Genomic DNA, 13,309 nt, shown 5'->3' with positions numbered 1-13,309 from the left:
GTTATTTAGGTATCGGTTATTTATTCGTTGGTATCGAGTTGAAAAAGATTATGTTGTGGCTGATTGGCCATCATTAATGCTCCTTCGATGGCATCTTGTTTGGCATCGACAAGGTAAGAGCGCACATGTTGACTTAGCCAAGGCGTAATACGTTCGCCAATCCCCCCCATTAATACGATTTTCTCTGCGCCTTTATTGATTAGGGCATTGAGGTACATCTCAATATCATCAGCGCTGTGTTGCAGTAGGTTGTTGGCCACTTGGTCGCCTTGGGCTGCACAAGCAAAAATTTGTGGTGAAAATTGACCATAATCGCAAGGTCGAGCAGTTTTGGACCAATCGACAATCGCATCAATATCGTGAGTAAAATGCTGCAACACGACGTCAGTAATAGCACTTGAAGGCTTGATGCCATCGACAGTGAGTAAGGTATATTGGATTAAACGCAACCCCATAATGGCCCCACCGCCGAGATCGGAAATGGGAAACTCACGGCCACCGACCACATATTGCTGGCCTTGTTTGAGCAATAAGCCACAAGAGCCAGTTCCTGCGATCATGATTGCGCCATCTTCACCTTGATGCGCTCCTAGGCAAGCGCCGTAGGCATCGGTATTGAGCACCATGCTGGCAAAAGGGTGGGCTTGAGCCATAAACTGTTGCCAAGCTTGCTTTTGTTCTGCTGCCGCCAAAGCCAAGCCAAGGTGCATGCGAGCAAAGTCTGCTGAGGTTAATTGGCTACTTTCCATCGCTTGTGAAATAGCTTGCTTTATTGAGCTCATGGCTACATCAACACCTAATAGGATATTGGCGCTGCCACTTTTTCCTTCGCCAATTAAACGACCTGATTCATCTCGAATGCGTGTGCGACAAGACGTGCCACCACCATCAATACCGACCAAATAGTGCGTCATTGTTTGGCTCCTTTTTGAGCGATAGATTGGGAGTCAGCTCCGGCATACTGTTGGCTGATGATCGCAAGTAGATACCAAGCGCCATGTGGGATCCATTGCTCGCCCCAGCGCCAGTTTTGTAGCATGTCATCTTTTTGTTCGGGTGGATTGAAGGCAATATCTCGCTCATCTTCAAAGCCCGCGGTAATGCCATTGCACACGCCTCCTTTGGCGTTGAAAAAGCCCAATTCAGGTAGGTAATCAGGGTTGTTGTAACCATGGCCATCGAGCATGCACATGTCGTAAGGATTTAAGCCTAAAATCCAATCCAATGCTGACTGAGCGTAGCTTTTGAGCGCGGCTTTTAAATCTGCATCTTGCACATGTGGCAGGGCTAAATTGGCCATAGTAGACAGTGACCCTAAGCGAGCATTTTCACCTTGCCACCAATAACCAGATTCGTTGTTATGAGCGATAAAAAAGGCGCTACGCTTATCTTCATCCATGCCTTTAACGTACTGGCGCGGATAGCCAAATGGATTCGCCACTTCTTGAGTGATCGCCAACTCAAATCTGAGCGCATTTTCGATAGTGGTGAGCGCGGTTTGTTTACGTGCATCTTCTGCTTCAATTGCTACATATTCCAATAAGGCAATCACAGGCAAACCCGCTTCAGCCGCATGAAAATAGGGGCGTGAGCCATTTTCATTCGCCGCCCAAAAGTGTTGGTATAACTCGTCACTGCACTGTCTTGCCATTAATGCGTTGGCCCAGTTTCGCGCTTGTTGAAAAAATGCATCATTTTGAGTGGCGTTAAATAACTCGGTTGCCGCTAATAGCGCACAATATTCATCAATAATGTTAGGTGTGCCGTCATTAAGATATTGGTGGTTGTGTTCGACTAAATGCCAATAACCTTTGATTGCGGCCTCTAAATATTGACTTGGTTGATATTCTCCGCCTTGCTCTAACTGAGACGTACGAGCTAAAGCCGCAATGGCAATACCGCCACCTTGACGGAAGCCAGCTTGATAATCTTCGCCTTTATGACCTTGTTGTGTTTCATAGGCACAGATCTCACGCTGCTTGATATCTTTGCTCCACTTATCAAACACCGTCATGTAAAAGAAACCTTGCTCGCTTTGCATGCGCATTAAAAAATCAGCACCAAATAGCGCTTCTTCCATTAAACGAATGCGAGAAAAACGGGCAAAGTCATCTTGTTCAGAAGTCAGAGATAAACCTTTGAGCATATTCCAAACCACCATTGGAATTTGCTGAGGATTGAGATAATTGGCATACGAGAGGTGGCTTAGATATTTACTCACATCACCGGAGGCATCGTACCAACCACCGTGCACATCAACGCGTTGTTCGCTATTGAGGAGTGGCACCGCTTTGTCTTGCTGATCAAATATCCCACCGCAACGTTGTGACTTGAAGTAATGCAGCACATCAGAGAAAGTACGTTGCATCAGTACATTTTCACAGATGCTAAAAGGATGTGATTGATGCTCGCCAGAGACCAAACGGTAAGTTCCAGCTTGAGTCCATGACGAAAAGTTAATTTGATAAAACTCACCATGATGCCAGTTATCGACACGGCCAACAGGCTGAGCATCAAACTCAGCGACGGTTTGATGTGTCTCCATATTCACTAGCATGACAGTGATGGGTAACTCTAACGTTGAGGCAAGTACGACGGCATTTTTGCTACTAAAGCGAGCGTAACCTAGGTGGTTAGTAAGTATTTGCATATCTGCTCTAAGCCTCTGTCTGAATTATCAGAGAAAGTTCAACGAATCCGTCATACCCATGCCTTTATCACATGGGTGACGGAGTGAATGATTGTTAAATTAACAAGTTACTTGTAAACCGATAATTTATTGCTCAAACAGGTAACAGCGAACGAAGTGGTTTTCACCCAGTTGAGTGACACCTGGCATTTTTTCACGGCACTTATCGGTGGCATGTAAACAGCGTCCGGCGAATGGGCAACCGAGTGATTCAGGTGTCCACAATGGGATTTCCCCTTTGTTACCTTTTAGTTTCTCGTGGATAGATTTCTTCGGATCTGGTACCGCAGAAACCAATAGTTGAGTATATGGATGCTGTGGATCGTGAATGATTTCATCGGTATCACCCCATTCAACCATGTGGCCAACATACATAACCGAAAGATCTTCTGCGATGTAACGCGCGGTGGCGATGTCGTGTGTGATGTAAAGCAGTGACATTTGTTTGTCGAACTTCATTTCTTCCATCAAGTTCAACACACCCGCACGAATCGATACATCCAGCATGGAAGTTGGCTCATCGGCCAAAACCACTTCTGCGCCAACCGCAATATTTCGAGCTAAGTTAACGCGTTGACGTTGACCACCAGAAAGTTGGTGTGGGAATTTTTGCGCGGTTTCTTTAGCAGGGTTTAAGCCCACTTGTTCAAGTAATTCATACACACGTTCTTCGAGCTCTTTTTTATTGCTGCTTTTCACTTTGTTGTGAATGATCAATGGGCGCGCAATGTGGTGGAAAATGTTATGGGTTGGGTTTAACGATCCGAACGGATCTTGCCATACCATTTGTACCCCTTCGCGATAGTGCATCAGATCTTGTTTCTTTTTGATCTCTTGAATATCACGGCCTTTGTACTCGATGGTACCGGCAGTTGGGGCGTACATTTTGGCGATCATTTTAGCGGTGGTGGATTTACCTGAACCGGATTCCCCTACGACCGCTAAGCCTCGGCTTTTGTACATTTTGAATGACACGTCATTAATCGCGCGCATCATAGGCTGTTTCAATGAATTACTGGTGATAGGGAAATCTTTAACGAGATTTTTGCCTTCAATCAGTAATTTTCCGTATTTGTCTGATGAGCTCATAATTATGTCTCCAGCTTTCCTAATTCTTATCTGGCATATCGCCGGTTTCAGTCCCGATTACGCTTTTACTTGGACTATCGGCTCACCATATAGATGGCAATTAGATAGTCTTCCTGGCTCAATTTGACGAAGTTGCGTCGGGACTTGACGACATGTGTCATGAACTCGCTCACAACGAGCTTGGAAGCGACAACCTTGCGGAATTTCGAGTAAGTTCAGTGGATTACCCGGAATACCTGTAAGTTTTGTTTTCGGCCCAGTTAAAGGTGGGAAAGACGCACCCAAGCCTTTGGTGTATGGGTGATATGGCGATTCCAAAATTTCTTTCGACGGTGCCACTTCAATTAATTCACCGGAATACATGATGCCAATGCGATCCGAAAACTCGACCATTAGGGATAAGTCATGGGTAATGAATAAAATAGAGAATCCAAATTCCTCTTTTAGTGCGTAGATCTTTTGTAAAATCTCACGCTGTACTACCACATCCAGTGCGGTGGTTGGCTCATCCATGATGATCATTTTCGGGTTCAGCGCTAATGCAATGGCGATAACCAAACGCTGACGTATACCGCCAGAGAACTGGTGAGGGTAGTCGCCTAAACGATCTGGGTGAATATCCACGATTTCCAATAAACCTTCGGCGCGTTTTTTCGCTTGCTCACGGTTTAAGTTGGTGTGACGCATGATCACATCGCAAAACTGTTCTTCCATTGGTAATACTGGGTTCAAAGCGTTCATCGCACTTTGGAACACCATCGACATCTCACTCCAACGGAAACTTTGAATACGTTGCTCGCTGTATTTCAAAATATTCTCACCGTTGAAGATCACTTCACCACCAGTAATGAAAGCGGGCGGCTTATGTAAACGCATCAGCGAAAAGGCAACGGTGGACTTACCACAACCCGACTCACCGGCGAGACCAAAGACTTCGCCTGGTGCAATATCAAAGCTAACGTTGTTTACCGCTCTTACATCACCTGCGTCGGTAATGTAGTCAACACAGAGATTGCGAATGGAAATCAGCGGTTCTTGGTTTTGAATAGTGCTCATAATTATTTATCTCCGCTCCATACTGCATTTTGTGGTGGCAACTCAGGCTCACGCGCTTTCTTGTCTTGCTCGGCAATTTTCTTCCAACGTTTCATGCCTTTGTGTGAACGTAATTGAGGGTTTGCCACTTCATCCACAGCAAAGTTCAACATTGCCAGGCCAACCGCTAGCGTCGTTAATGCTAGACAAGGGGTGATCAGCTCCCACCATGCACCAACTAGGATGGCTGATGAGGTTTGTACGTTGTAGAGCATGATGCCCCAACTGATGGTGCTTGGGTCGCCAAGACCTAAGAAAGAAATGGTGGCTTCCATCATGATGGCGTACATCACCGAACCGATGAAACTTGCACCGACAATTGAAATAAGGTTTGGCAGAATCTCAACAAAGATGATGCGGAATGAAGATTCACCTAATACTTCAGCGGCCTTAACGAACTCTTTTTCACGCAGTGCTAGAGTTTGTGAGCGAACCACACGTGCGCCCCAAGCCCAGGAAGTACAACCGATAATCAGGGCAATGGTTAATGGGCCAGCTTCACCGATAAAGGCAGCCAGTACGAATAGTAGTGGGTATTGAGGAATAACCAGCATGATGTTCATCGCTGCCGTGAGAATGTCATCGACACGACCACCAAAATAACCGGCTGAAACGCCAATCACAGTGGCTAAAAAACACACCACAAGGCCTGCACCAAAGCCTACACCGAGTGAGACTCGAGCACCGTAAGCAAGCTGTGACCACACATCACGACCCATGCGAGTTGTGCCTAACACATGATCTTCTTTTTTCGACATGATCATAGTGCGGCGATCATTGGCGAGGTTTTGCGCTACCCAACCATCCGGGTTTTGCTTAGCAAGATGAGTTACTGCACTTGGGTATTCATGTGGGTTACCAGTACGGCGATCTGGTTCATGTTTGGTAATTAAAGGGGCAAACAGTGCCATTAAAATAAATAGGGTTAGAATTACCACACCAATCATGGCTTTTGGGTTACCAGACAATAGTTTAATTAAAGCTTTCATGATTATTTACCTCCCTTGCGTAGGCGAGGGTCAAGTACGACATACAACATGTCGGCCAGTAAGTTAAAGAACAACATGAACAGTGTCATGATAAGCAACTGACCTTGTAGGACTTGGTAGTCACGTGCGTTGATGGCATTGAACAGAACCGTGCCAAGCCCTGGATAGTTAAAAATGATCTCAACAATCAGCTGACCACCAATTGCCATACCCAATGACATAGACAATGCGGTCACACTTGGTAGCATGGCGTTACGAGCTGCGTAGTTGAACACGACACGGTTTTCACTGAGGCCTTTGCCCTTTGCCATGGTGATGTAGTCTTCATTGAGAAGGTTAATCATGTTGTTACGCATGTTGATTAAAAAGCCGCCGATTTGAACAACAGAAGCACAGAATAAAGGCAGTACAGCGTGATAAGCCACGTCTTTAATAAATGCCCAGCTAGTCCAATCAGGTATATTACCTGCGGTATAGGCGTAACCGGTTGGGAACCAGCGCAAACCAACCGCGAAGATAAACATCGCGAGCATGGCGATAACCACTTGAGGTACGGCTTGAACTACCAGCATTCCCGGTGAGATAAAAGCATCGTATTTACTGCCGCGTTTCCAAGCTGCAAAAATGCCCAGGATAGAACCAATAGAGAAAGAGAAAATAACCGCAGTACCCGCTAAGAATAGTGACCAGCCGAACGCGCCACCGAGTAGCTTTTCAACCGAAAGCGGGTAGAACTGGATAGATGTCCCTAAGTTCCAGCTGAAAATGTTTTTAATGTAAGCCCAATATTGAGCAATGATACCGCCATCAACAAAGCCTAATAGCTCTTTCATAGCAGCAATACGCTCAGGCGTTACTTGAACTGTCGCGTGTGCAAACATCATGGTGACTGGGTCACCTGGCATGGCACGAGGAATCGCAAAGTTAATCGTGGCCGCCACCACGAGTGCGATAAAATAAAAACCTAAACGTTTTAAGAAGAATCCCATAACTTACACCTTCTACTTCCCCAGAATTTTTTGCCTGACTCTGGTTGCAGGCAGCCTAGTTCATTAGGCAAAGAAATCCCCTGACGACGAGCGCCATACATTTTTGTACTAGGAGGGGATTTTAAAAGCGGTACACTGCTAGCATCGAAGATGTGTGCACCGCTAAGTGGAGCGTGTTACTTAACTGGTTTTAGGTCCAGTACGTGTAGTAGACGCTCAGGAATACCAGCCCAAATTTGTGGACGACCTTTTGGATTTTTCTCGTTCCACCAGCCAGTGAATTTCTTAGTGTTGTATTGGTACATAGCCGCACCAGATAACACTGGGATAGTCACTTGGTTTTCAGCGATGATTTGCTGAATTTGGTGTGCAATGTTTAGCTGCTCATTCTTGTCTGCTGTTTTGTAGAAGCTGTTTAATAGGCTGTCTAGCTTAGCGTCTTTGAAGAAGTGCATTGCGAAACGAGGCATACCTTCACCACTTTGTAGTGCTGAGTTGTACGCAGAGTTCCAGTAAGTGTATGGATCCGCACCGTGGAAGTAGTTGGTATAAGCTACATCGTAGTTACCTTCTAGCATCGCTTGGTTGTAAACTGCGAATTCAGGTGTACGAGCTTTCGCTTTAATACCCACATCTTGAAGCTGTTCAACCGCAAGTTGTACTGTGTTGTTAAAGTCAGTCCAACCGTTTGGTGATTGAATTAATAGCTCGAAAGATTTGCCTGATGGCGTTTCGACGAATCCGTCACCGTCTTTATCAACGAAACCGGCTTTTTTCAGTAATGCTTTTGAGCCTTCCACGTTGTATGTGTTGTAGCCTTTGTATTTGTCGTGAATTTTCTCATCTGACCAAGCTTCAAATGTGTAGCCTAGGCCTGATGCGAAATCATTCGGTGTACCTGCACCATAGAACGCGATGTCAATAATAGTTTGACGGTCAAGCGCCATTGAGAATGCACGACGGAAGTCTACGTTACCTAATGCTTCTTTTTTCGCTGGATCTTTTTCAGCAAAGTTTACCATGAACGCTTGTGTACCTGCTGGTGGATACCAGTAGTGATGGTTAGGGCTAACTGATGCGTAAGTCTTGTCGATGTCTGGTACGAAAGAAGAAGTCCAATCTAGCTCAGAGTTAACGATTTTGCTAAGAAGCTGGTCGTTGTTTGCGATTTGAGGTACACGCAAACAGTCTACGTCTAGGTTGTCTGCATCCCAGTAGTTAGGGTTAGCGCACTGAATGTAAAGCTGTGGAGTAAAGGTGTCGATTTCAGTAAATGGACCCGTACCTACAGGGTTTTCGTTAGTGAAAGTCGTAGGATCTTTGACGTCTTTCCATACGTGTTCAGCAACGACAGGTACTTTAGAAATTTCGTAAGGAACGTTTGAGTTCGCTTCAGTTAGGTGGAAGATAACTTGGTAGTCGCCTTTTTTCTCAACACCTTTTACCCACTTGTTGATGCCTGATTGGTCAAGTGCTGGGTATTTTTTCAATAGCTCGTATGAGTAAACCACATCGTTTGCTGTGAACGCTTTACCATCCGACCATTTCACACCTTCACGGATGTCAAAAGTTACGGTCATTAGGTCGTCAGACATTTTGAAATCTTTAGCTAGACGCATTACCGGCGTATTGCCATGCATTTCATTAAAGATAACCAATGGCTCATAAATAAAGTCTGTGGTTGTTTTTAAGTTGGTTGCACCAAGGTACGGGTTAAAGTTACGCACCATTGTAGGGTAGAAATCAGGCACTACAGTCAGTTCGCTGCGCTCTGCAGCCGAAGCGACAGAAGTAAAGCCTGTTGCTGCGACAGAAAGGACTGCGGCAGCGATTGCTGTTTTCTTAATATTGGTAAGCATAGCTGTTCCTTACTTTTGCTTTTGTTTTAGCTTAATTAAAAGGAATGTCATCAATTGATAAACACTCGCTTAGACCTACCTCGCCATGCCAACTGATTTTCAGTGTGATGCTCAAACACTGAGTTGGTGATGTCGAGTGGCCTGTAGGCCTCGGCAGTAGTAAGAAAACACCTTGTCGTTGAAATCGTCAATTTCAATTCTCGTTAAAAACGTTAAAACAGCGGTATTAGACGTTAAAATCGTAAAAAAAAAACTCTGATCGTTTAAAAAGTGAACTCTATTCCGTTGTGATCTTCTTCTCAAAAGTTTTTTTGATTTTCTTTGTTTGTAAGTGTTTACTATCTTTTTTGTTCTTTACTTTTGGTGCTTTTTATTGGTTTTCTTTTACGGGTGATGAAGATCACTTCTTTGAATTAACCTTTATTTCCTTAGCGAAAATAATATTGCCAATTTGTTGTGAGTGGCTTCGCATTACCAGTAAATTAATACGGTTATTGGTTTTTCATCGGTGAGTTTGCACGAAATTCAGACAATGATTTAGACTGAAAATGAAGTTAATTAATGTTGGAAAATAAGTGGTTTTACTCTCTAATTGAGCCTATTCCTATATAACTGAGGTGTCACTAGGCTCATGATACGCGGTCATTACCTTCATGAGTCTTTAACTGTGTAGGCAGTCATTAATCCTTATTAAAGCGGTTTTTATAGTTAGGTTCTAAATAGTTAGGATGTAAATAGCTCGGTTGTAGTGAGTGGTGTGGCACTCGTTAGCGTCTTGACTGTGTGTTTCAGGGATGTGGTTAGAGTCAGTGGTCGGGATATGTGATTGGTAAAGCAAAAGAGTGGAAGTGAGTAAAATAAAGCCCATAAATCACATTATGGGCTTGAAAGTTTAATAGCAGTATGAAAAATCGAGCTTCCGAGCTTCCGAGCTTCCGAGCTTCCGAGCTTCCGAGCTTCCGAGCTTCCGAGCTTCCGAGCTTCCGAGCTTCCGAGCTTCCGAGCTTCCGAGCTTCTTTAGTTAGTAAGCAAGGTTTGTATCCTTTCTCGACATGCAATTAAGTGCTGACGTTGCGTATTCTCTGCCGAGGTATTTTCCAAGATGTAATCAATAGTATTGAGTACTGTGCGCCAACGTGGGGTTTTCGGTAGCGTTTCTATTCGCAAATATTTATCTAAGGTGCGAGTTTGTAGAGTGCTTCGGTCAAGGTATACACGCCATAGACCACTTTGTTCAGCTAGAGTAAATTTCGTCTGCCCGGTATCTGATTCCCAGTAATCTAGCGCGGTATTCATCGTTTCAACCAATATTTCACGCATGATTTGTTGTTTATCTTCACTCTTATGCGCCACTTTGTCGGCTAAACGGGTAAATTCTCCCCCTAGCTCTTTGAGTTGCTGAAGTTTGTTCTTATCCCCTTCAAAGGCATAACTGGATAGCGCTTCTATGGCTGTTTCGAGATTATCAATTCGTTGTGCGTTGACGCCGCCACCCATATTAAAGATATACATGTATTTCAGCCCTGAGCCTTCTGGCAGTGTGAGAATGTCGCAAATGAGATGCTCACGTTTATCCTCAATAAATACATCAATTTCGCCGCAGAAATGTTCTTGAGTAATTTTTAAGAACTTAGGTGCAATGATTTCATCGGCTTGTGAGCGCCTAAGTTGCTCTGGTGTGCGTCTAAATAATTTGGCGGCAGAATCATTGGCAAAGCGAATACGACCATCTTCACGCAAGCAGATAATGGCTTCAGGAGCGGATTCGAGTTGTTCTAATAGACGCCCTTGGGTTTCTAGTAGACTCGCTTCAACTTGCTCACGCAGACGTAGCTCTTGTTGCAGTTGTGCGTTTTCAATTCGTCTCAATTCGGCTTTGCTGGCCGTGAGATGTGCTCGAATACGAGCGGCAAGCTCTTGCTTATTAAAAGGTTTAGTGAGGTAGTCGTTTGCACCGGCTTCAAAGCCACGGATTCGATCATTGGTTTGGCTTAACGCCGTTAATAAAATGATCGGTAATTGGGCATGATCGTATGTTTGACGTACATCCTGACAGACTTCATAGCCACTCATGCCTGGCATCATAATATCCAGCAGAACCAATTCAGGCTTTTCATCTTCAATGAGTTTTAACGCTGTCAGTCCATCGGTTGCGGTTTTAACTCGGTAGCCTTCTAAACGTAGGAAACTGTCAAGAATCTGTAGGTTAACTGGCTCATCATCTGCCACCACCAATAGGGGGCCATTGGGGTTTTGTGGCAATGAAGAATCATCATTATTGACGAAGTTATGCACTTCTGGGGCTTGGAAGTGATGATTAATCTGGCTTTGCTGATAGGCTTCAATTTGCTCGTCGGTCGCGATCGGCAAAGTGAAACTGAAGGTGGTTCCGACCAGAGGTTGGCTGCTAACATAGAGCGTGCCACCCATTAACTCTATGAGTTGACGGCTGATCGATAAACCAAGACCAGCACCTTGGCGATAACGGCTAGAGTCTTGTCCAGCTTGGATGAGAGGTTCGAAAATGTGTTCGAGTTGATCGGATGGAATGCCTTGCCCCGTATCCACGACTTGAACACGAATGCTGTGCTCTAAAATCGTTGCGGAAATGATGATTTTACCTTCCGAGGTATACTTGATGGCATTACCAACCAGGTTATAAAGCACTTGTTCTAAGCGTTGTGCATCGGCTAGAACCAATGGCAGTTCGACCGGGATCTGATTAATGATGCGGATGGGTTTATTACCGAGCAAATGCTTTGACAGCTCTAGCACTAGGTGAGTCGTCGAGGATAAATCGACCGCGGTTTTTTGAATGTCCAAGTTACCGTAACGCATCTTATGGTAATCAAGTAAATCATCGACTAAGGTTGCCAAGCGTTGACCGCTATTGATGATAATAGAGAGTTGGTGTTTTTGGTGTGCAGGAACTGGGCCATTTGCACCTGAGTTTAACGCTTCGGCAATACCCACCATTCCGTGTAGTGGGGTTCTTAGCTCATGTGATGTGGTGGCTAAAAATTCATCTTTCAATTTGTTTGCTAGCTGTAATTCATCATTTTGCTGGCGAATGGTTTTAATATTTTCTTCTAATTTTGCGTTTTGAGATCCAATTAAATCAATCTTATCTTTGATGGATCGTTGCATGCGTGCAAAGCTGGTGGCAAGACGCCCAATTTCATCCTTTCGTTCTATATTGATGATATCTTGAGTCAGGTCACCAGCAGATACTCGTTCCGCGACCCAAGTTAGTTTCAGCAGCGGCAGGGTAATAAAGTTTGATAGATAGTGAGAGCAGATGATCACGACAGCCACTCCTATCAGCATCACTAGATAGAAAATATGCTCTAATTGCTGAACACGTGCGTAAGCTTCTTTTTCTGGTAATTCAACCACTAAGGCCCACGTCTTATCTTGTACTTTAACCGGTGTGTAAGCCGCGATAATTTTTTCATCATGGGTATTGGAAAACGAACCTACAGCAGTGTGACCGGCGAGAGCTTTGGTGATGACTTCTTCACTGGCCGTGATTTGTTCTGTTTTGAGCCCTTGTATCCTGGCTAGATTGTCTGAACCCACTAGCAATTGAGTGGTGTCTTTATTGGTTTCTGTGATGGTATTGGTGAGTGCGGTACTGGGTAGCTTAAACATCGCGTAGCTGTGTAAGTAGCCCTGTTGAATGATGGGCGCACCAATCCACATGACTTGCTGTCCATGCTCTTGACTGAAGTCGGAGACAAGAATGGGGGTGTAATCTTCATTGTTTTGGCGTGACGCTTTCACCACTTCCGTTAAACGCTTGAAAGTTTGCCCCAGCATAGAATCTTTATGCTTGCCGGTGAGTAAGTTGGTACCAAAATCGTCATTTTTCATCACCGAATAAGCAACATCGCCATCTAAATCAATCAGTAAAATATCACTAAAATCTGAACGTTTTAGAATATCAAGATAAGCCCAGTGATAGCGTTTATGCAGTAATCGATAGCGTTCGGTGCTCGCGTAATTTTTCGACTCTGGTAGCACCGAGGTTTTAATTTGATCGCCTGAGCCCAAAATATAGCGCTGCTGTGCATTGGCTCGAGATTCTTCTGGTGAATCCCCTAACTTGGTAAATGCGCTGATCAAACCATAAAAACGCCCACCACTGGCATAAGCTAATTCTGAACGAACAATGCCTAATACTTCGGATTGCTTGGACTTGATGTAGTCATTTATTTGTTGTTTTTTCGTGTCGCGAACTGAGACCAAATAAGAGGTACTTTGTTCTTGTAAGTCTTGGCTGTGCGAATGCAAGAAAAATAAACCAATAATGGTTAAAGGTGTGAGACTTAAAACGAGAAATGCCACCATTAAAGTGTGCTGAAGTCTTTGAAATTTATGAGTCTTACGTGACTTTAACATGATCGTGATGCTTGCCTGTGATTGATGGTTTGATAATGACGTAACCTAAATAGTCAATGTTATTACTTGTGAGTAAACGAGATAGAATTGCGATGCTACGCCCAGTTGTTATTTTATCTGCGAATGGATAAAGAAGCTTGATTTTCGATAGAAAAAAAGTTCTTCAAAAGTGATGAAGTTCACAAACTGCCAGATTGA

The 13,309-nt window shown here is 44.3% G+C and carries 8 protein-coding genes; all 8 read right to left on the bottom strand.

Annotated features, from left to right (window positions below; translation table 11 throughout):
- Window positions 1-20 precede the first annotated feature (20 nt).
- The 8 genes from Vgang_RS10155 to Vgang_RS10120 all read right to left on the bottom strand — a co-directional run bounded on the left by Vgang_RS10155 (window position 21) and on the right by Vgang_RS10120 (window position 13,111).
- Window positions 21-914 (bottom strand): N-acetylglucosamine kinase, encoded by an 894-nt coding sequence (locus Vgang_RS10155; RefSeq protein WP_105900750.1) that lies wholly within the window; start codon window positions 912-914, stop codon window positions 21-23.
- Window positions 911-2,650 carry a glycoside hydrolase family 9 protein gene (locus Vgang_RS10150; RefSeq protein WP_105900751.1) on the bottom strand — a complete coding sequence of 580 codons (1,740 nt, stop codon included), beginning with the start codon at window positions 2,648-2,650 and terminating at the stop codon, window positions 911-913. Before Vgang_RS10150 ends, Vgang_RS10155 begins: the two co-directional genes overlap by 4 nt.
- Window positions 2,651-2,776: 126 nt before the next feature.
- Window positions 2,777-3,778: an ABC transporter ATP-binding protein gene (locus tag Vgang_RS10145; protein WP_105900752.1), complete on the bottom strand. Its 1,002-nt coding sequence runs from the start codon at window positions 3,776-3,778 to the stop codon at window positions 2,777-2,779.
- A 57-nt stretch (window positions 3,779-3,835) separates the two neighbouring features.
- Window positions 3,836-4,834 (bottom strand): ABC transporter ATP-binding protein, encoded by a 999-nt coding sequence (locus Vgang_RS10140; protein WP_105900753.1) that lies wholly within the window; start codon window positions 4,832-4,834, stop codon window positions 3,836-3,838.
- 2 nt (window positions 4,835-4,836) lie between these two features.
- On the bottom strand, window positions 4,837-5,862 hold the full coding sequence (locus Vgang_RS10135; RefSeq protein ID WP_105900754.1) for an ABC transporter permease: 1,026 nt from the start codon (window positions 5,860-5,862) through the stop codon (window positions 4,837-4,839).
- A 2-nt stretch (window positions 5,863-5,864) separates the two neighbouring features.
- Complete coding sequence (locus Vgang_RS10130; RefSeq protein ID WP_105900755.1) at window positions 5,865-6,851, bottom strand: ABC transporter permease; 987 nt, start codon at window positions 6,849-6,851, stop codon at window positions 5,865-5,867.
- 176 nt (window positions 6,852-7,027) lie between these two features.
- Window positions 7,028-8,710, bottom strand: a complete 1,683-nt coding sequence (locus tag Vgang_RS10125) for an ABC transporter substrate-binding protein (RefSeq protein WP_105900756.1) — start codon at window positions 8,708-8,710, stop codon at window positions 7,028-7,030.
- Window positions 8,711-9,727: 1,017 nt separating this feature from the next.
- Entirely contained in the window at window positions 9,728-13,111 is a 3,384-nt protein-coding gene (locus tag Vgang_RS10120; RefSeq protein ID WP_105900757.1) for a response regulator, read from the bottom strand.
- Window positions 13,112-13,309: the final 198 nt, after the last annotated feature.

The sequence above is a fragment of the Vibrio gangliei genome (genome assembly GCF_026001925.1).
In the GTDB taxonomy this organism is placed as follows: Bacteria; Pseudomonadota; Gammaproteobacteria; order Enterobacterales; family Vibrionaceae; genus Vibrio; species Vibrio gangliei.
Note: the sequence above shows the minus strand (reverse complement) of the source record. Positions and strands in the feature narration are given on the sequence as shown.